This is a genomic window from Phycisphaerales bacterium (assembly GCA_029268515.1).
GTDB lineage: Bacteria > Planctomycetota > Phycisphaerae > Phycisphaerales > SM1A02 > JAQWNP01.
The window spans coordinates 480,135-501,035 of sequence record JAQWNP010000006.1 but is presented as its reverse complement, the minus strand read 5'-3'; the positions used below and the strand labels follow the sequence as shown (position 1 = coordinate 501,035).

Below are 20,901 nucleotides of genomic sequence, written 5' to 3'. Positions count from 1 at the left end.
TGAGGATTCAATTGATTTTTGGCTTCTTCTTAACTGTTCTACCGGTCATATTGCTGATCACATTGTGTGTTGTGATTGGATTACTTGTCATATTTCCGGTGGTCAGGTTTGTCTTTCGACAAGTGGGGGAGTTTGTTTTCGGTTTAATTGGGGATATTATTCAGGGACTCGGCGCTGTCATCGCAATGGCGGTGCTCATTCCAATTGCACTTTTGAATGTCATGATGGGTCATTGGCAGCGAGTAAGTCGGCTCGGACATGCATTGTCCAGAGAGAGCGTATTCTTAGGGCAGTGTTTGTGGCGAGGTTGCATTCGCCGCCCACTTCGCCTTTTTATGCTTGATGGACTCTTAGAGGGACTTGAGAAACGAGTGCCAAAAGCCTTGGCGTCTCCCAAGAAAAACACAGTCCAAGTATCAAGAGAGCAGCAATTTCAGGGCTACACCATTGTTGGGACACTCGCAGGCGGCGGCTCAGGCGCGACTCTTTATGTAGCAAATCCGAACAACAAGCCAGTTTGGACGGGCCATGGACATGATCATCGCGTTGTTATTAAGTGCTTTACCCTCGCAGAGGGATCAGGCCTGCCACAAATTGTTCGTGAATCTCGTGCACTAGAAGCAGCTCGCCGCATCGGCCTGGTTATTGAGCACCAGATGGATCAAGAGCGTTTTTACTATGTGATGCCTTATCACGCGGGGGAGCACTTAGGCGCCGTCATTCCCAATCTACACGGGCAAAGCAACACTTCAGCAGGATTGAATGAACAGCACCTCGATCAAGTTATTAAATATATGGGCGATCTGCTAGATACCCTAAGTAACTATCACACAAATGGGCTCTGGCACAAAGATGTCAAACCGGAAAACCTTGTTGTGCAAGATGGCCGGGCTCATCTTGTAGATTTAGGTCTTGTGACTCCACTTCGCTCTGCAATGACCCTAACAACCCACGGCACAGAATACTTTCGAGACCCCGAGTTAGTTCGACAAGCGCTACGCGGCGTCAAGGTTAATGATGTCGATGGTACGAAGTTCGATATTTATGCAGCTGGCGCCGTGCTGTATTTTTCATTGGAGAACACATTTCCCGCACATGGGGGCTTAAGTCGGTTTTCTAAAAAGAGCCCAGAGGCACTTAAGTGGATTGTTCGCCGTGCCATGGCCGAATACAACCAGCGATATGATTCTGTTGCAATCATGCGGGAAGATCTTCTGGCGGTTCTTAAGGGTGATTCAATGTGGGATGTTCGAGCCGCTGATCTTCCATCGATGAGTGATAATCAGCTTATTGATGAACACGCTCATGAGTCAGTAGTTTCACAGGCTCACACGGTGTCGCCGTCTAGAACACATTCACAGGCTTCAACTTTTGCCACCGTCTTAAGCTGGCTTAAGGGTAAGCATGAGTTTAGAGGCGGGCATCAACAACAAGGATCCGATGGCGTAAATAATCATAGAACCGTGACGCGACGTCTCCGGTCTAAAATGAAAACAGCCGCTTTAAAAACCATTCATAAAGCGCGTCATAGCAGCCATGCATTATCAGATAGGGTTAAAGCTCGTACTTCTCGACTACGTGATCGCCAAAAAGTTCGCAATGGTTTTGTTTTAGCAGCAATACTTGTGGTTGTGGGCGCTGCTTTTGTAACGCGGCAATATGTCTTGGAAACAGATGATGGAATAAGAAAATCAGCGATTGATACCACGCCACTACCAGGGTTGGGATTCCATCCCTTGCCTGAGGGGGCCTATAACACAGTAAAACCCCTCTTACTCATTAACGATCATCCCCGTAAGGGTGATCCTGAAGTTGAGTATGAAGTTTTTAATGCGCTTAATGCACAAAAGGATTATCGCCTGAACCTCGCTCGGCGCAACGATGATGCTGAGGTGGCTCTGCGAAGATCAGCGCCGAGTGGACAACTGAATCAATATGAACCCACAAATAGTGTGTTTAATGAGTTGTGTCAGAAACATGGACTAAGTGGTGTCGTCTTAGTCGAAGTAGATCCAAATGATCCCCATAGAGGATGGCAGCTAGTCGTCATTATTCCGACGGGTGCGTCTGCAATCAGTGGCGAAGTAAGCGCTCAGATGAGTGATTCGGTTAACATGCCGACAACAAATACGCCGTAGAGATTTTTAAAAATCAGCGAGTTCGACACCAGTGACGGTCATCGATGGATTTGCCAGTTGATCATCCGAAACAATATCGCGCTGCCAGGTGGCCGGACCAAGAACATACTCATCTATATTCTGTAGGAAACTTGGATTAACCTCGTCTTTGTTTGGCGCAGAGAGAAAGACAACTTCATGCAGCTGTAGTGAAAAAGTGTTATTAGTTGGATCAACCCAAACAGTGGCGCGCTGTGCACCCAAATGAAGATCGCCACTGGTGAGAGAGAAGCCCGTTAGATCACCCGATAGGGAGTCGGTTCCTTCGGCACTAATCCACCAGGGTCCAACAGCACCACCAAATGGTTTTCCAGAATCGTTACTGCGGGCAAGTGCAATATCATAGATCTGGCGAGTCACACCCGAAACAGTATCTATTTGCGGATCATGCTTCAGCCACATGCCTAGCATGCCAATGAGCAGTCCAGCCAGGCCCAGAGGAAGGACGTAGCGGATAATGGTCTGTTGGGGGGTTCTCTTGCTCTGTTTGGCGTCTTGCATCATGGGCCTCAAAAGAGGTATCGGGCCCCCGGCAGCATGAGTTGATCACAAGGCGTTAAATGCTGATTGAAATGAGCGAGCTAGCCCGCCAAGGCGGATTTCGTCACAATAGGGCTATGACAAGTCCCCGAAAAAGAACTTTTGAGACAGGTGAGACGCTATGAGCACCAAGCACCCCGGCTCCATACTTCGGTCAAAACTCGCTCAAGGCACTGTTATTTGCCCAGGAGCATTTAGTCCCTTGGTGGCGCGCGCTGCAGCTCAAGTGGGTTTTGACGCCTGTTATATTTCTGGTGGGGCGACTTCAAACATGTCTGGATATCCAGATGTGGGAATTCTTACATTAACGGAGATATGCCGCACCATTCGTGAGACCGTTGATGCCTGTGGCTTGCCTGTCATTGTGGATGCAGACACAGGATTCGGTGAAATAGAAAGTGTCGTTCGTACCGTCGTTGCCTATGATCGCGCCGGCGCTGCCGGACTACATCTTGAGGACCAAGTGTTTCCGAAGCGATGTGGTCATCTGGATGGAAAACAACTCGTTCCAACTCAGGAGATGGCGGACAAGGTTCGAGCAGCCTGCAAGCATCGACCAAGCTCCGATCTTATTGTCATTGCTCGTACAGACGCGCGTGGTGTTGATGGCATTAAAGCTGCAATTGAACGCGGAAACGCTTATCGAGAAGCTGGTGCAGATATGATCTTCCCCGAGGGGCTTCAGTCAAAAGAGGAGTTCCAGTTGTTTTCCAGTCAATGCCCAGGTTTGTTGTTGGCCAATATGACGGAATTTGGAAAGACGCCAGAGATTAAAGCTCATTCCTTTGAAGAAATGGGCTATGACTTAGTGATCTATCCTGTCAGCATGCTTCGGCTGGCAATGGCACATGTCATGCGCGGTCTTGAAAAGCTTCACAAAGAAGGGACTGTAAGTGGCTTGGTAGATGAAATGCTCACAAGGTCCGATTTGTACGACCTGTTGGGATACGACCCACAGAAACCATGGATGTTTGACCGCCCACAGTAGGCTTATTCGGGTTTTTGTAGCCGTTTTAGATGGTCGAGTTTCCCAGCATCCGGCGGACTTTCTGGTGATCGACTACTATGTGTGGTCGCCATACGCATTACGGGAATGTCCCTTTTGGATCATGGTGAGCGTCTTATGACGCAAGTTCTATCCCAGACCTTGGCATCAAAGACGTGGATCGAATCTACCCCCTTTTGATCTTGGATTGAATTCATGACTGTCTCTTCAAAGGATAAACCCAAAGACACACGTGGTCTGGCTGGCATGGTTGCTGGTGATACCTATGTCTGTGCGGTCAACCAGACTCAGTTGATATATCGCGGCTTTGAGATTGCAGATTTGGCAGCAAATGCAAGCTTTGAGGAAGTCGCATTTTTACTTATTCATGGCCACAAACCAAACAAGCAGCAACTAAGCGAGTTTGAGCATGATTTGATTGCAGAGCGAGCTGTTCCTGATGAGGTTTTGGATGTGATTGCTCAGATTGCAGCAAATTCTTCCACAGTACACCCCATGAGCATTCTCCTTACTGGAATCTCTTTGCTATCTCATATTGATCCGGATAGTGAAGACAATAGCCATGAGGCAGAAATACGAAAATCAAAACGTTTGCTTGCGAAGATTCCAACAATCATTGGAGCTGGGCAGGCAGCCAGAGATGGTAGAGCGCGCGTTGATCCAGATCCAAGCTTGACCCATGCGGGTAACCTGCTGTGGTTAATCACCGGAGAGAAGCCAACAGATATTGCTGCAGATGTCATGAATGTTTCACTGATTCTCTATGCAGAGCATGACTTCAACGCCTCTACATTCACGAGCCGAATTATTGCATCAACAAACTCGGACATGCACTCAGCTGTTTGTGGTGCTGTTGGAGCACTCAAAGGTAATCTACATGGCGGCGCTAACGAAGCTGCTATGGAAATGCTTTACGAAATTATGTCAGATGTCGAATCTGGAAAATGCAGTGTTGAAGAATGGATGCAAGCGGCATTCCAATCCAAGCGCAAACTGATGGGATTCGGACACCGCGTCTACCAGAATGGTGATCATCGAGCAGGGATACTTCGTGACTGGGGTATTCGATTCTGTAATGAAGTGAACCCAGAAGCAATAAAGTGGTTTAACTTGGGCGATGAAGTACAAGCAATTATGCTTCGCGAAAAGAAAATATATCCCAATGTTGATTATCCATGCGGAAAGACCTATTACGCAATGGGTATTCCTGTGCCACAGTACACCCCAATCTTCGTGGCCAGTCGAGTTACAGGGTGGTGTGCTCATATCATGGAGCAACACGCCGACAACCGAATTATTCGCCCGTTGGCGAATTACGTGGGACCAGAGCTTTCCAATTGGAATGATGCCTAATTAGTGGGCCTCATGAGAATATAGATTGAGATCAGTTAGATCATTTGGAGATCAGGCAATGGCGCAGGTGAAGTCGATTGCAGTGATCGGTGCCGGCACAATGGGCAGTGGCATCGCTCTAACCGCAGCAACATCCGGAATAAATGTATTCACAGTCGATGTGAGTGATGACCAACTCGCAAGAGCAAAGGCGTATCACACCAAGACACTTGGGCGTAGTGTTGAAAAAAAACGCATGACGCAGGATGAAGCGGATTTAGCGGCGGGCAGAATTTCATATGTTTCTGATATGGCTGCAGCCAGCCAAGCCGAGTGGGTGGTAGAGGCTGCCACCGAGCAGGCTGAAACAAAGAAGAAAATCTTTCAGCAGATGCACGAGACGTTCGGAAGTGATGTTGTGCTCGCAACAAACACTTCGTCCATTTCCATCACAGAAATCGCCGCAGCGGTTGGAGATGCTGCAGACCGTGTTATTGGTATGCATTTCTTTAACCCCGTACCAGTGATGAAGCTGGTAGAGGTCATTCGTGGGCTGGCAACCAGTGAAGAGACCACCGCCCGTACACTGGCCTTAGCACAGGCAATGGGCAAGACACCGGTGCCAGCCAATGATCGGGCAGGATTTGTAAGTAATCGTGTACTGATGCCCATGATCAATGAGGCTTTTTATGCCTGGATGGAAGGAGTCGCCGAACCTGAGGCGATCGATGACATTATGAAGCTTGGGTGTAATTGGCCCATGGGCCCATTACGTCTGGCAGATTTTATTGGTCTTGATGTATGCCATGATATTCTCATGGTGCTCTCTAGAGAGCTCGGGCAAGACAAGTATTTCCCGTGCCCCAAACTCCGCCAACTTGTGACGGCGGGTCGACTCGGTAATAAAACACGTCTCGGTGTCTATGACTACCGTGACATGTAGTAGACAGACAAGTTCATGACTTCTTTTTCCACCACACAATCTTCGCCTCAGCCAAAGCGTCGCCCCAAGAATCCGGCACTCCGTGTGCTTGATTCGATTGGCAGTATTCCATTTGGAGTTGCGCTGATGGTGTTGCTGTTTATTTACTCAGCGATTGGATCGGCGGGCGTGCCTCGACACCTGATGATTTGGGAAAAGGATGCATGGGTGCCAGTGCGGCAATTACCTGGTCTCGAAATGACTGAGTATGAGTGGTTCCAGTGGTGGCCGTTCCCTTTAATGATCGGGTTGATTTGTGTAGCTCTTGTGATTGCGACGCTTCGCCGTATCCCATTTAAGCCCGTCAACTTCGGGGTGTGGACAATTCACACAGGGCTCATCGTCCTTTCGATCGGAAGTGTTTGGTACTTCGGCACAAAGATTGAGGGTGATGTTCCGATAGCGAGACGTCGTGTTGAAATTGTCATGCCGACAGGTGAAACAACATCACTGGCTGCGATGCCAGGGCAAATAGCAACAGCAACTAAGAACGGAAAGACCTATACATTTGCCATCATTGAAATTGAGCCTGAATGGGAAATCCTTTCAGGTGAAGATGCGGGCGTGCGCGCCTATGCCGTCAATGTACAAGTACAGACCCCAGACAAGCAGTTCATCCGAAAGCTCATTGCCGGCTATCCCCAATACACCGAAGATGTCATCTTTACAGGAGATGCTTCACAGCCTTTTACGCGGGCAATTACGGAGCTGGGCACTCCACTCGTCGATGAATCACTAGAGCTTCGACTGGTACCAGATAAGCAAGAGGTGTTTTATGTGATGCACAGCAGTGCGCTGTACACCAGGTTGCTTGATGAAGCGAATCAGCCAACCGGGCCTTGGATTGAGCGGCCAATTGAGGGACTGCCTCGTTATTACGAGTATCTAGATGATGCGCAGAAGATCTGGCCAGTGACGGGTGATGGGCCAAAGCCACGAACAATAGATTTGCAAATTGATCCGACCGAAGCAGGTGGCGAGGCTGGCTCAACACCAATTCAAGTGACCGGTTATCTCCCATATGCATTCTCGCATACGATGTTCCTGCCTGGCGGCACATTGCTCAACCCCTATGCAAAAGTGCAAATGTCTGCACCTGACGGACAAAGTGGTAAATTTGAGCTGTTCGCCTACCAACCAGATCGAAACCGTGAAGTAGACAGTGGGCAGGCGATTGATGAGAGTGTTATTGAATTCAAATGGGCACGTACCGCTTTAGAGCGAGCGGCCTATCTTGATACGCCCTCAGCGCGCTTACAAATTCGTGTGCCTGGCGATGAGGTCGAGGTGACGGAGTCAATCGTTGACACGTCTCGGCAAACCCCAGATTTAGCATTTACAGAAATTAAGGGCACGCCCTACGCGTTTCGCGTGAGCGGCTTTGAGAACAACCTTGCTATTGGTGGCACAAAAGTGTCTGTTGCGATGGTTGATATCAAAAAGGGTGAAACAGTCTTTCGCCGTTGGGTTTTTGACCAACCACAAAATAACCGTGATCTTGAGCTTTCGGAAACAAATGACATGGCTGGGCAGGAGCGCCCGCTCGATACAGGCATAGAGATGGTGTATTTGCCTACACAAAGCACTGAAGACGCATCAGCAATCGTGCTTATTGGGGGACCTGGAAATACGGTGCCGATCGTGCAAAGCCGAATAGGCTCAATGGCAAAAGCAATAGAGTTGAAACTGAATCAGCCTGTTGATATTGGCCGCGGTGTCTTGCTACAACTCACGCAGTACATTGCAAAACCACGCATGGTCACCAAGCCAATTGTGGTTTCACCTCAAGAAAGGCAACGTGATGCGGATGGACGTATGCGCATGATTCATGTCAATGTCGCTGCAGCCGACAGTAATGATGGAGAGTGGTTGTCATTTCACCCATATCCGTTCGAGAGTAATCGCGATGTATTACTTCGTTTTCCATATGATCCAACAGTCGTCACATTGGCTGATGGGCGGCGCCTCGAAATGCTCTACTCGCGACGCACCTCAAAGTTACCGACGCCCGTATGGTTAGAAGACTTTAAACTCACACCGCGCCCCGGTGGATTCACAGGAACAAACCAGTCAGTTCGTAATTGGACCAGTGTGGTTGCCTTTGACGATGGCGAAGGTAGTTCAATCGTTCAGCCAGTTTCAGTCAACGATCCCCAAGAGTCGGGCGGGTATTGGTTCTTTCAGGCACAGTGGGACCCACCACAGCAGAATTTAGGAGATGGTTTTGCGGGGTCCCGTGGGCTTAATTACACAGTACTTGGTGTTGGTAATCGGGCAGGCGTTATCGTTCAGCTGGTTGGCTGCTGCCTGACGGTGTTAGGCATGATTTATGCATTTTATGTTAAACCCATCATTAAGCGCCGGAAACAATCGTCTGTTCGCGCTAAAGTTGCATCAGGAGGTGCAGCATGATTATTCATCGGTGGCAATTGGCGATCATGCTGACATTAGTGATGGTTGCATGTGGCGTAGCTTCTGCACAACAGAACAGCGAATCAGAACCACTGACTTTTGAGCAGGCTGTGAATTTATCTCCACTCGATGGAATTGCAGTCCATACCGAAGGCCGAATCAAATCGTTTGGCTCCCATTCGAATGCAATGATGCAGTTCGTCACTGGACCACGGAAAATTGCGGGGCAAACACCTGGCTTTACGTATCTTGACTTGATGTTTAGGCCAGCGCGATATCGTGGTCTCGATGCCGAAATTATCTATGTAAAAAACAAACAGGTTCGTGATGAAATTGTTCGCGCATTGGCTGGTTCTCCAGTCAAAGTGTTACCAGATTTTGATGAGCGCATGGCACGGTTTTTTAAGACGGGCCTTATTGCAGAGCAACTACTTGCTGAGCCAAGTGTGCAAGAAACACTGAGCCGTCTGCAGCGTGATGTGCTGCGTACCGAATCTTCGGTGAGCGCTATTTCGACGGCAGTGTTCCTTAAAAATGGCGAGCAACTTCGAGGTCGATTAGCGATCGTGCCACCGCCAGGTGGAGGGATGGAAGATCCATGGTTAACCATGGATGGAATCTCCCAGACACAGATGCCAATACCAAATGAAGCAGCCTTTGATCCTCAGCTGCGGGCTGAACTTATTGATACCTGGCTGATGCTCGAGAAAGAATGGCAATCAGCAAATGCGTCAGGCGTAAACCAACAAGTAGAGCGATTGGCCGCATTACTTCCGGGTGTGAATTCCGATGTGTATCCCATCCAAACCCGACTGCGATGGGAGAGTTGGTATTTCTCGAGCAACAACATGACCTGGGTTTGGTTGCTTTATCTTCTCAGCATCGTTGTGCTTTTAATGTCTATCGTTTATCGCTGGCCAGCATCCCGTTGGCTAGGGGCCTTGCTCTTTTTAGTGGCCTTTGGTTTTCACACGTTCGCATTGATTTTGCGTTGGTATATCTCAGAGCGCTGGCCGAACGCCAATATGTTTGAGGCGCTGACGACATCGGCATGGCTGGGCGGTTGTTTCGCGATTCTTATGGAGATCATTGTGCGGCGCACACCGATGCGCAACTTGTTCTTCTTAGCGAGTGCTGTGGCATCTATGGTGGCACTGTTAGCAGTGAGGCTTTATCCACTACAGCTCAATGCGAATATCAGCAATCGCATGCCGGTTCTGCATGACATTTGGTTGTACATTCACACGAATGTCATCATATTTAGTTATTGCTTGATCTTTTTAGCGGCCGTGAGTGCGGCGTTGTATTTGATTTATCGTGTTGTGCGACCTGGCAAAAGCAAGCGTCCTGGTTCAGATGAATATGCTCGCGTTGGCGGCGCAGGTTCACTGATCGCCCAAGGCAAGGATGGCACGGCTTATCTGATGCAATCCAAGACAACGATCGGTCAAGTACTTGATGGCACCACCATGATTCTCATGGAGTTGTCATTCATTCTGCTTTGGGCTGGTTTGGTGATGGGCGCCATCTGGGCGGATCATTCTTGGGGTCGGCCTTGGGGCTGGGATCCCAAAGAAGTCTTCGCGCTCGAGACATTTATCGTTCTGGCCATCTTGATCCATGTGCGGATTAAGACGAAGGATAAGGGTGCCTGGACGGCCATTCTTGCGATCATTGGCTGCGCAGTGATGCTCTTCAATTGGATCATCATCAACTTCACCATCGCTGGCCTGCATAGCTACGCGTAGGAAGAACCAGCCCTTTTCTGGGCCAGGATCTCACTCAAAATCACAAGGCTCATCTTGCAGTATGATCTTCTTTCTGCTTTCCGGCGGGGGAGAGCTGTATCAATCACTCTTACGAAAATCAGGAGCACGTCATGCTGCATGAGGTGAAAAAGAACCAGGATTCCAAAGGCACCAACTACATTGAGCCGGTCTACGCTAGGAAGGACTTCGGCTCTGGACTCCCCAAGTTTGAACTGGGCGAGGAGGGGCTTAATGCAGATGCTGCTTATGACCTTGTGCATGATGAACTAATGCTTGATGGCAACGCACGGCTCAACCTTGCGACCTTCGTGACCACCTGGATGGAGCCGCAAGCTGAGAAGCTTATGACGGAGTCGTTTGATAAGAACCTCATTGATAAAGATGAGTATCCGGCAGCGACTCGTATTGAAGAGCGTTGTATCAATATTATCTCTAAGCTTTATAACGCCCCTGAAACAGGTATTGGTGCGTCAGGCATTGGTTCTTCAGAGGCAGTCATGCTTGCAGGCATGGCTCTCAAGTGGAGGTGGAAGCAGAAGATGGAGGCGGCTGGAAAATCAACCGCTAAACCCAACCTTATTCTTGGCAGTAATGTCCAGGTTGTTTGGGAAAAATTCTGTCGTTACTGGGAAGTTGAGCCTCGTTACATCAAAATGGCGCCAGGGCGTTACACCATTAATGGTGAAGAGGTGATGAAGCAGGTGGATGAAAACACCATCGGTGTTGTCGCGATTCTCGGGGTGACCTACACAGGTGAATATGAGCCGGTTGGTGAAGTTCACGATGCGCTTATGAAGCACAAAGAGAAGACTGGGCATGAGGTGCCACTTCATATTGATGCGGCCAGTGGCGGATTTATAGCACCTTTCCTACAGCCGGATCTCGAGTGGGATTTCCGATTACCGCTCGTCAAGTCAATCAATGTTTCGGGCCATAAATATGGTTTGGTCTATCCTGGAATTGGCTGGGTCGTCTGGCGCAGCAAGGAAGATTTGCCTGAAGATTTGGTATTCCATGTCAACTATCTTGGTGGCGACTTCCCCACCTTTACACTTAACTTCTCGCGACCAGCGAATCAGGTTATTGCACAGTACTACAACTTTGTTCGTTTGGGCCGCAAGGGTTATACAGATGTCCAACGCAACAGTCAGCAGGTTGCAATGTATCTCTCCGGCAAGATTGCCGAGATGGATGACTTTGAACTCTTGAGTGATGGCAGTGATACCCCAGTGTTTGCTTTCCGATCTAGTAATGACAAAGTCTTATCTGTGTACGATGTTTCAGACCGTCTTCGCGAAAAGGGTTGGTTGATACCAGCCTATACCATGCCAGAAGACGTTCAGGATATGTCAGTGCTACGTATTGTTGTCAGAGAAGGCTTGAGCCATGACCTTGCAGAAGCGCTCCTCGAAGATCTTGCTTGGGCTGTCGAGAAATGCAAAATGGGTCAACAAGTACCGCGTCAATCAGAAACGGGCACGGATTCTTCAACTGCGGGAAAACTCAAGTGCTAAAGTTGAGCAGCGCTCACTAAGCAGTATGTGTCTATGATCTTTTTAAAGCCGCGGCGTCAGCCGCGGCTTTTATTCATCGGTGGCGCCGCTCTTTGCGGTGTGAGAAGCCCCTTAAACGCATAAAAAATCGCGGCCTGCTGAATTTTTGCCCCTTTAAAGAGGGTTTATCGCGTGCTTCCTTGGAGTGATCTACAGGAGCATCGTTATGTCAATTCGTTTGCGTTCAATGGTTGCGGTAACACTTGTGATATCAGCCTCGTGTTTTGGTGGCACCACTTTGCATGTGTCACCAACCGGCAGTGATTCAAACTCAGGTAGTTCTTTAGCGACCGCACTCAAGACAATCGATGCTGCTGTTGCAAACACTTCTGCTGGCGATGAAGTTTGTGTTCATCCCGGGACTTATCAATCAAGCAGTGGTTATGTTGCATCGATGTCGGGCAACAACATTCATATTTATTCAGATAAAGGTTCTTCGGTCACGATACTGGATGGGCAGGGCCTTAGAGGTTGTTGTCGAATTTTTAATACCATCAATCCAGGACTTCGAATTACTGGCTTGACGTTTCTCAATGGGTCTGCACCGACTGATACGGCCTCAGGCGCGAGTGTTCAAAAGGCCGGCGGCGGTGTTCGTATGTTTGATTCTGATGCAGTGTTTACGGACTGTGTTTTCGAGTCATGTTCTGCAATGGACTCTGGTGGTGCGGTTTTCATTGGCCAAGCAAGTGCAGTCTTTGTCGATTGCGAATTTATAAAGAATGTCGCAGGTAAGGGCGGAGGAGCGATCAGTGTGTGGAATGACGCAACTGATCTGACACTATCTGGGTGCTTGTTTCAGGGTAACACTGCAGGTATTAATGGAGGTGCGATCCGGGCTAGTTCAAGTGTCTTGAACCTTCAACTTGATGATTGCTTGATAGGTAGCAATACCGCAGTTGGTAACGGCGGTGGTATGGCGGTGGATCATGCGCTGGCAGTGAGCGTTTCGAATTCGTGGTTTGCTGGGTGTGAAGCTGAGTATGGCGGTGGACTGTACTTGAATAACACATCAGCGCAGATCATTGACACCATTCTTGAAAGTAATGTTGCTACAGAGACTGGCGGTGGCATGAAGGCCCAAGAGGCTGAAGTCTTTTTGTTTGGGGGTTCCGTACATAGCAACCATGCTCAATATGGCGCTGGCATCTACGCCAGAGAGAGCAATCTTGAAGTGAGCCCCGGGAGCGACAGCGCACCGACCACTTTTAGTGCAAACAGCGCTACGTCAGGTGGCGGTATCTATATTCAAAATGAAACCACCGCAAAGGTTGATGGAGCAACCTTTCAATTCAATCATGCACTTAATAATGGCGGCGGTATCCGGGTTGACGTCGATTGTTTAGCGACTGTGACCCAGACTCAGTTCACAGAAAACTCAGCAGCAGTTGGAGGCGCTGTGCACAATAATTTGTGTGACTCAAGTAGCAGTCTCACGAATTGTGTGTTTACTGGCAATAACGCAGGAACGGTTGGTGGTGCAGTACGAAATTATGGCTCTAGCCCAACCATTGAATCTTGTCTATTTGAGAGTAATACAAGTGGTGGAAACGGCGGAGCGATTGCAAATGCTGGCTTTGGAACTACGGACAGTAGCCCCACCATCACTGACAGCCAATTTAATGCCAACCATGCACAATATGGAGGTGCGATAGAGAATCAGACTGGAAGTGACCCAAAGATTAGTCAGTGTCAACTCTTAAATAACACGGCGGCCCTCGGAGGAGGCGGTGTCTTCAATATTGGTAATGTTAGTCCTGAGTTTATAGAGGTCGTGTTCACAGGAAATAGCAGCGGCCTTGGTGGTGGCGCTCACAACGCGAGTCTTGCTCAGCCACAGTTTAATGACTGCGACTTTATAGGGAATCGCGCCAACCTTTATGGTGGCGGTATGTATAACAGCGATGCCACACCAGTCCTGGACGCATGCCTGTTCAAAGCTAATGTTGCTGAGGGTTTAGACAATACTGGAATGACCGGCTATGGAGGCGCTATTGCGAATTGGAACAACACCCAACTAGGTGCTTACAACTGCCAATTTGATCTCAACAGTGCGCGAATTGGTGGCGCGATTTACAGTGTGGCATCTGGGTTAGATATTATGAACTCCCAAGTCAGCCGTAATGAGGCTGGTCTTGGTGCTGGGCTTTTTAATGACGCAGGTACTTATGACGTTAATCGTAATGGGGATGAATATTCCGGCCTGCTCCTATTGCATGTCACCGACAATGTGGCCGCCCAGGCTGGTGGCGGTATGTACAGCAAAGAAATTGGTGCGTCAGGCACAGGATTGACTGTAGGTAGCACGACATTCGAAGGTAATCAGGCGAATGATGGTGGTGGTTTGTATAACAAAGCCGTAGGTTCACTGTTGGAATTTAAAGCCTGTGTTATCAACAGCAACACAGCAAATCTAGACGGTGGTGGTATGGCAAACAATGATGCCAGTCCTACTATCAATAATAGTACTTTCACCAATAATGTCGCGGCGGGGTACGGCGGGGGCATTTACAACAGCAACAGCAGTAGACCCCGTTTCAACCAATCAAAGGTGTGCTACAACCAAAGCGCACTCATGAATGGCGGTGGCGGTGTATTCAGCACTGGGGACAGTTGGCCACAGTTCATTGACACAACTGTGTGCCTAAACACACCCAATAATATCGTGGGTCCCCTTTTAGGCGCCGTGATCGAATCCTGTGTAGATGATGGCAATTGTGAAGGCAACATCATTGATGATGGTGGGAATCCGGACGACGGCATTGACACTTGCCTTGGCGACTCCACGCAAGATGGTCGTGTTGATCTTGAAGATTTCACAGCGCTCCTGACCAGTTGGGGCTCTCAGGGGCCAAGTGCATCAGATTTTGATCAGGACGGTGTCGTTGGCCTCGGAGATTTTACGATTCTTCTCATTGGTTTTGGGACCGAGTGCTCAACTCAAGGTGACCCCGGCCTTCCTGGCGATCCACGCAGTGCGCTTTCACAGCAGGTCGATCAGAGCAAAAGCCTCAAACAACAACCAGTACGACGTACCAGGAAGCAACGCTGAGGCGCGTTGGTTGGGTTCGTCGTGGGTAGAGACCAAAATCAGTCGTGAGAAGGGCGCTATGGGGCTACTATAGTGCCCGTGAAACCTTTAGTGATTCAAACCGAGCATCTCGAAACGGAAGCCGCTCAATGGCTCAGCCAGCATTGCGAGCTGGTGGCGTCTGGTGTAGATGATGCCGAGTTTGCGACCCACCTATCGCGCGCTGAAGGTTTAGTGATCAGAACGTATACCAATGTTGATGCTGCGTTATTAGATCAAGCGCCAAACCTACGTGTGGTGGGTCGGGCCGGCGTCGGCGTTGACAACATCGACTTAGAGGCGTGCGCCGCAAGAGATGTGGTCGTGGTTCACACTCCAGACTCCAACACACAGGCTGTCGTTGAGTATGTGTTTCTGGTGATGCTCAAAACGCTGCGACCGATGACAGAGCTGAGCCATGCGGTTAATGCATCAGAGTGGAAGCATCTCCGTGATACCCATGTCGCGGCCAGGCAACTCAATGAAATGACGCTGGGCGTACTCGGATTTGGTCGCGTTGGTCGCGGCGTTGCTCAGGTTGCTAAAAGTATCGGCATGCGTGTTTGTTTTAATGATCTCAAAACAATTGATCCAAGCGAGCATGAGGGAATCGAGTGTCTTTCTCTTGAAGAACTTCTCACAACGAGCGATGTGGTAACCATCCATATTGATGGACGACCGAGCAACAATCATTTTGTGGATGCTCAGTGTTTGAAGTTGTTGAAAGATGATGTACTGATCATCAACACTTCCCGAGGAATGGTGGTAGACACAGCCGATCTGGCAACATTTTTAAACGCCCACCCACGCGCTCACGCCGCACTCGATGTGCATGCGTCAGAGCCTTTTGGGGCGGACAACCCACTTCTTAATGCAGCGAATGCAACACTCTTTCCACACCTGGCATCGAGAACAGAAACAGCAAGTAAACAGATGAGTTGGGTCGTCAAGGATGTTGTGGCGGTTCTTGGTGGCAAGGCCCCCAAATGGCAGGCAACATCTCTCTAAGTGGTGACAAAGAGGGCTTTGCTACTTGAATCGGTAACCAGGCTCTAGTTGGTTACAATGAGACACGCTGACCCAAATGGTGGGTCTCGGCGCAAGAAGTTGTATACCCGTAATGAACTGGAAGATCTCACTATGAGCATTGACTTTGAAATTGACCATATTCACGCGCGACAGATCTTAGATTCACGTGGCAACCCCACGATTGAGTGTGATGTGTTCTTGGCTTGTGGCGTCAGTGGGCGAGCTGGCGTGCCATCTGGGGCCAGTACAGGTGAGAATGAAGCGGTCGAGCTTCGAGATGGCGACCAGTCGCTGTACGGCGGCAAGAGTGTCTACAAAGCGGTTGCCAATGTGAATGATGAGATCACACCCACACTTCTAGGAATGGATGCTCGCGACCAAGAGGGCATTGACCGTTCCATGATTGAACTCGATGAAACAGAGAACAAAGGTAATCTTGGGGCCAATGCGATACTCGCCGTTTCTTTGGCGGTGGCAAGAGCCGCTGCGGAAGCGACTGATCAACCACTCTACCGCTACCTGGGTGGCACCGGGGCGCGAACGCTACCTGCGCCGATGATGAACATCTTAAACGGCGGTAAACACGCAGATAACACGGTGGACTTCCAGGAGTTCATGATTCAACCATTGGGCTTCGATGATTTTCATGAAGCGTTGCGAGCGGGTGTTGAGATTTACCACACACTTAAGGGCGTGTTGCATGATGATGGTTTGGCAACCACAGTTGGTGATGAAGGTGGGTTTGCGCCAAACCTAAAAGATAACGAAGATGCGCTACGCGTTATTGAGCGTGCGGTTGATCGGGCTGGATACTCTCTTGGCGATGAAATCGTGATCTGCCTCGATCCCGCAACCAGTGAGCTGGCCAATGAAGCTAGAAAATTAGGCAAGGAGGGGTATTGCTTCTTTTCCAGTGATCCCAGTCGAGTCGTTTCTAGTGATGAATTGATCGATATGTGGGAGGACTGGTGCACGCGTTACCCAATTCGCTCATTGGAAGATGGGCTTGGTGAAGAAGATTGGGATGGATGGGCAAAGCTCACCGCTCGTTTAGGCGATCGTGTACAGCTTGTTGGTGACGATCTTTTGGTAACCAATCAAAAGTTTCTACGCCAGGCAATCGAGAAAAATTGTGCCAACTCGATTCTCGTAAAGGTGAATCAGATTGGAACGCTCAGCGAGACCAACGAAACCGTCACATTGGCCCAGCGCAATGGATATGCCGCAGTCATTAGCCACCGTTCCGGTGAGACCGAAGACTCCACGATTGCCGATATTGCAGTCGCCACCAATGCAGGCCAAATCAAGACTGGGGCACCATGCCGAAGCGATCGTGTGGCCAAGTACAACCGATTGATTCAAATTGCCGAGCAGCTTGGTGATGATGCGATCTATGGCCCAGAGCCTTGGCAACCACGTAAAGCGGATATGCCGCAACCGGCATAGGCTGGTTTCATAAGAACTCAAGAATATTTGAAAAAAATAAACTTTGAATGCTGTTGCTGCGCTCAACTGGCATAACAGTTCATAGAGCGCCGACATGCTTCACTTCTCATGTTGGCATTAGGGTCATATTCCAAAATAGGCACACGGACGCGCCTTGTGTTTTTGATTTGGCGTATCAACCATCGACTCTTCGTGCCTACTCGGTTCGGTAAGCGGCTACTTGCCGAATCGGGTTAGGCCATTTCGATGCGGGGGTCGATCCAGGTGTACATCACATCAACAATGAGGTTGAAGACAATCAGTAAGATCGAGTAGACCAAAACCACACCCATGATTAAGGTCAGGTCTTTGCTGAGCACCGCATCAACAAAGTGCGTTCCAATACCAGGTACAGCGAACACCTTCTCAACCACAAACGAGCCCGTCATTGCCGCTGCTGCTGCTGGCCCGAGGTAGCTAATGACAGGAAGCATGGCATTCTTGAGGGCGTGCTTAAGTGTCACGCGCATCTCACTGAGCCCTTTCGCACGAGCCGTGCGAATATAGTCGGCTCCGAGTTGGTCCATCATGCCAAAGCGAGTAAGGCGTGCGATATAGGCAGCAAATGGCAACGAAAGTGTGAGTGCCGGCAAAAATAAATGCCACAACGTGCCCCATCCCCCAATTGGAAAGGCATTAAGCCAAACCGAAAAGGTGACCAGCAACAAAGTCCCAATCACAAAGGTCGGGAGGCTGATACCTATGAGCGCTATTGTTAACGAGGCAAGATCACCAATAGAGCCAGGGCGCACTCCGCCTATCACACCAGCGCCGATGCCAATGATGCATGCCAAGATGATTGCAGACATACCCAAAGCAACCGAAACTGGAAGCTGGTTGCTCAGGATGTCATTGACGGTCCAGTTTTCGTGCTTCAAACTTGGGCCCAAATCAAATATGGGGCCTTCACGATCGCCGGTTAACCAAGCGAAGCCAGTGGCTTTGTCAAGATAGTCCCAATAGAACGCCCATGGAGAGTCGAGCTTGTACTGCGCTTTCATGGCCGCCATCACTTCTTCGGGTGGGCGGCGCCCTTCAGGTTTTTCAAGTGGGTTGCCGGGGATAAGCCACGCCAAGCTGAAGGTCAACGTATAGATCACTAATAAAATGAGTGGTAGTTGACAAAGCCGACGAATAATCATGCCAATCATTGCTCGACCTCCATGCGCCACAAGTACTGGGCAAGACGTGGATGTCGAGAAAGACCCTTCAGTGTGCCTGGTTCATACATGTACACCTGCACGAGGTTACAAATCGGCACCATAGGAACCTCTTCAGTGAAGAGTTTTTCTTCACAGGCAGCTAAGAGCGCCATCCGTTTGGCGGGGTCTCGCTCTTTTGCGGCGGCATCGAGCATGGCGTCGATTTCGGGGCTGGCAAACTTACGGTCATTGTTGCCGTCGGTTGAGCGACAGAGTTCAAGAAACGTGGTGGGATCACCGTAGTCACCATACCAACGGCCGCGGGCAATCATAAAATTACCCGTAAAGAGATCGTTGCGATAGAACTTGTTGTCTGTGCCACGAAGTTCAATAGAAACGCCTAATTCCCTTTGCCATTGGTCGCGCAACTCAAGAGCAATCCACTTATAACGATCGGTGTTCGTCGTCCAAAGTAAGTCGACCACAGGGAATGGTTCACCAGCCTCGTTTTCAATGATGCCATCACCATCGCGATCTTCCCAGCCTGCGGCAGCGAGCTCATCGCGGGCGCGCTGGGGATCATGAGGAAGGCCAGTTGGATTGTCGTATCCAGGAATCGAACCGGGCGGAATCAGCGTTGTGACAATTGGCTCATTGAGGCGTGTCACCTTCGAGGTGATGGCTTGCTTGTCGACTGCCAGTGCAAAAGCGCGACGTACCGCTGCATTCGCGAAAGGGTTCGGCTTGCCATCGACTAATGTTGGGCGGCAGTTGAAGCTCCAGAAGTCGGTGCCAAAAGTGGGGAACACATGAATGTTGCGTCGCTCGCCATCTTGCGGATCAGGCATTTGCCCCAGCGCCTCATCAAGTGAAACACCACGATCCATGAGATCTTTGATCTCCACGGCATAGCGTTCTTCATACGCCCGTCGCTGGGCAAGCATGTCTGCCTGGTACTCAGCATTCACATCACTAAGCCAATCAAGTGTTCCTGATTCAAAGGCAAGCACCGCGGTGTTGGTGTCTTCAATAGTCATTGCCTGAACCGTGTCAGCTTGAACCATTTCAGGCGTGTGGTAGTACGGATTACGCTCAAGCCTCATATCACGCTTGTAGCGCCACTGATCAAGACAATACGGACCATTGGCAACGTGAAAATCGGGTCGACCCCAGTCATGCTTCTGCTGTAATCGCCCGGTGACATCGTCAATATCAAACCATCGCCGTTCTTCAAATGCTGGCGTCTCGATGCGATGCCAACCTGATGAAGCAAGTTGTTGTGTTTCTTCTGGTGTGAGTGTCCAGCCCTCTACTGTGGGGCGGTGTACGGGGTTACAGACGCCAAAGGCAATCAAGTCGAGAAAGTAGGGTATTGGTTGTTCAAGCTTGATGACGAGCGTGTGATCATCTGGCGCCTCAAGACCGACCGTATCAACAAAGCGCTGCTGGGCTTGTTGCCACATCCAATTAATTTCAGCTTCGCGAAGGTCACGCTCTTCAAGTCTGCTCATGAGTGTTTGAAGGGTTGGGCTGCTGGCTAACTGCCGCGTCAGTTGATCTGTCTGATTCGTGGCAAGAGATTCTTTGAGTGCTTTAAGCTCTACTTCAATAGCAGCTCGATCTTGCTGGCTGCCCATCCATTGAACCTGCTGTGCGAGTTGTGGCTCAAGTCGAGCAACAAGATATTGAGCAGCCTTGCGGCGATCTTCATCAGTCTGATCGCCGAAAGGATTTGCAATGAGTGCTGCAAGCTGATCATTGCGCCAATGCCAGTAGTCAGCGGCGCCTTGAATTCCAAACAGCATATTGGAGTAGTCGGCAGATGTATCTGGCAAGAGGAGCCGCCGCCATGCATAGATGAAATCATGTGCCGTGACGGGGTCACCATTACTCCACTTTGCGTCATCCCTCAGGTGAAATGTATAGGTGCGCTGGTCTTCACTGATTTCCCATGAGCTGGCTGCGGCGGGGATGATTGTGAAGTCATCGTTGTTCCATCGCACAAGACCCTCATACAAGGCATAGCCGATGCGAAAGTCTTGTGTCCAACTCATCCGCTGAGGGTCGAGGGTAAAGACATCACCACGATTCACAAAGACGAGATCGGCCTCGCCGGGGGTGTCATCAATCCAGATGCTCACAATGAGCAGAGCGACGATCACGAGAAAAGGGAGGAGTATGCGGGCCACGTAGGGAGTCTAACAGGGAGAAAAAGAGGATCTGGTGGTTTCTAATAGAGGGCATCGACCAAACAAGCCCTTTAACCCTGTGGTTTCATGGCCTCTACGCTCCACTCCGAACGCAGGTCGTCAATAGGAGGGGAGGGTCCATTCAGCGATCATGCTGGGAAACCTCCCTTTATTGATTAAATATGGGCCATATAGGGGTGATCAGCTCCCACCCC

13 protein-coding genes are annotated in these 20,901 nt (G+C 49.8%); 10 read left to right on the top strand and 3 right to left on the bottom strand.

Annotated elements, in window-relative coordinates:
- Nucleotides 1-11: 11 nt before the first annotated feature.
- A complete protein-coding gene (locus P8J86_05015; GenBank protein ID MDG2054050.1) occupies nt 12-2,138 on the top strand; it encodes a hypothetical protein in 2,127 nt (708 codons plus the stop codon).
- Nucleotides 2,139-2,144: 6 nt separating this feature from the next.
- Here the strand turns inward: P8J86_05015 and P8J86_05010 are convergent, their stop codons facing one another.
- Nucleotides 2,145-2,681 (bottom strand): hypothetical protein, encoded by a 537-nt coding sequence (locus P8J86_05010; GenBank protein MDG2054049.1) that lies wholly within the window; start codon nt 2,679-2,681, stop codon nt 2,145-2,147.
- 157 nt (nt 2,682-2,838) lie between these two features.
- Here P8J86_05010 and P8J86_05005 point away from each other — a divergent pair, with 157 nt between their 5' ends.
- The 9 genes from P8J86_05005 to eno all read left to right on the top strand — a co-directional run bounded on the left by P8J86_05005 (nt 2,839) and on the right by eno (nt 17,316).
- Complete coding sequence (locus tag P8J86_05005) at nt 2,839-3,705, top strand: isocitrate lyase/phosphoenolpyruvate mutase family protein (protein MDG2054048.1); 867 nt, start codon at nt 2,839-2,841, stop codon at nt 3,703-3,705.
- Nucleotides 3,706-3,918: 213 nt separating this feature from the next.
- Nucleotides 3,919-5,076, top strand: a complete 1,158-nt coding sequence (locus P8J86_05000; protein MDG2054047.1) for a citrate/2-methylcitrate synthase — start codon at nt 3,919-3,921, stop codon at nt 5,074-5,076.
- A 58-nt stretch (nt 5,077-5,134) separates the two neighbouring features.
- Entirely contained in the window at nt 5,135-5,998 is an 864-nt protein-coding gene (locus P8J86_04995; protein MDG2054046.1) for a 3-hydroxyacyl-CoA dehydrogenase NAD-binding domain-containing protein, read from the top strand.
- Nucleotides 5,999-6,013: 15 nt separating this feature from the next.
- On the top strand, nt 6,014-8,449 hold the full coding sequence (locus tag P8J86_04990) for a hypothetical protein (GenBank protein MDG2054045.1): 2,436 nt from the start codon (nt 6,014-6,016) through the stop codon (nt 8,447-8,449).
- Nucleotides 8,446-10,197, top strand: a complete 1,752-nt coding sequence (gene ccsA, locus P8J86_04985; protein ID MDG2054044.1) for a cytochrome c biogenesis protein CcsA — start codon at nt 8,446-8,448, stop codon at nt 10,195-10,197. The genes P8J86_04990 and ccsA overlap by 4 nt, the downstream gene beginning before the upstream one ends.
- A gap of 131 nt (nt 10,198-10,328) precedes the next feature.
- Nucleotides 10,329-11,732: a glutamate decarboxylase gene (locus P8J86_04980; protein ID MDG2054043.1), complete on the top strand. Its 1,404-nt coding sequence runs from the start codon at nt 10,329-10,331 to the stop codon at nt 11,730-11,732.
- 205 nt (nt 11,733-11,937) lie between these two features.
- On the top strand, nt 11,938-14,823 hold the full coding sequence (locus tag P8J86_04975; GenBank protein ID MDG2054042.1) for a hypothetical protein: 2,886 nt from the start codon (nt 11,938-11,940) through the stop codon (nt 14,821-14,823).
- Between the two features lie 72 nt (nt 14,824-14,895).
- Complete coding sequence (locus tag P8J86_04970; protein ID MDG2054041.1) at nt 14,896-15,849, top strand: NAD(P)-dependent oxidoreductase; 954 nt, start codon at nt 14,896-14,898, stop codon at nt 15,847-15,849.
- Nucleotides 15,850-15,981: 132 nt separating this feature from the next.
- Nucleotides 15,982-17,316: a phosphopyruvate hydratase gene (eno, locus tag P8J86_04965; protein MDG2054040.1), complete on the top strand. Its 1,335-nt coding sequence runs from the start codon at nt 15,982-15,984 to the stop codon at nt 17,314-17,316.
- 233 nt (nt 17,317-17,549) lie between these two features.
- Here eno and P8J86_04960 read toward each other — a convergent pair whose 3' ends face one another.
- Together P8J86_04960 and P8J86_04955 are read right to left on the bottom strand one after the other, a co-directional pair.
- Complete coding sequence (locus P8J86_04960) at nt 17,550-18,506, bottom strand: ABC transporter permease (protein ID MDG2054039.1); 957 nt, start codon at nt 18,504-18,506, stop codon at nt 17,550-17,552.
- On the bottom strand, nt 18,503-20,686 hold the full coding sequence (locus P8J86_04955; protein ID MDG2054038.1) for a peptide ABC transporter substrate-binding protein: 2,184 nt from the start codon (nt 20,684-20,686) through the stop codon (nt 18,503-18,505). The genes P8J86_04960 and P8J86_04955 overlap by 4 nt, the downstream gene beginning before the upstream one ends.
- Between the last annotated feature and the right edge of the window lie 215 nt (nt 20,687-20,901).

Excerpts from the sequence above, each read along its gene's own strand:
- P8J86_05010 (MDG2054049.1), bottom strand. The coding sequence starts at position 2,681 with ATGATGCAAGACGCCAAACAGAGCAAGAGAACCCCCCAACAGACCATT.
- P8J86_05005 (MDG2054048.1), top strand. The coding sequence starts at position 2,839 with ATGAGCACCAAGCACCCCGGCTCCATACTTCGGTCAAAACTCGCTCAA.
- P8J86_05000 (MDG2054047.1), top strand. The coding sequence starts at position 3,919 with ATGACTGTCTCTTCAAAGGATAAACCCAAAGACACACGTGGTCTGGCT.
- P8J86_04995 (MDG2054046.1), top strand. The coding sequence starts at position 5,135 with ATGGCGCAGGTGAAGTCGATTGCAGTGATCGGTGCCGGCACAATGGGC.
- P8J86_04990 (MDG2054045.1), top strand. The coding sequence starts at position 6,014 with ATGACTTCTTTTTCCACCACACAATCTTCGCCTCAGCCAAAGCGTCGC.
- ccsA (MDG2054044.1), top strand. The coding sequence starts at position 8,446 with ATGATTATTCATCGGTGGCAATTGGCGATCATGCTGACATTAGTGATG.
- P8J86_04980 (MDG2054043.1), top strand. The coding sequence starts at position 10,329 with ATGCTGCATGAGGTGAAAAAGAACCAGGATTCCAAAGGCACCAACTAC.
- P8J86_04975 (MDG2054042.1), top strand. The coding sequence starts at position 11,938 with ATGTCAATTCGTTTGCGTTCAATGGTTGCGGTAACACTTGTGATATCA.
- eno (MDG2054040.1), top strand. The coding sequence starts at position 15,982 with ATGAGCATTGACTTTGAAATTGACCATATTCACGCGCGACAGATCTTA.
- P8J86_04960 (MDG2054039.1), bottom strand. The coding sequence starts at position 18,506 with ATGATTGGCATGATTATTCGTCGGCTTTGTCAACTACCACTCATTTTA.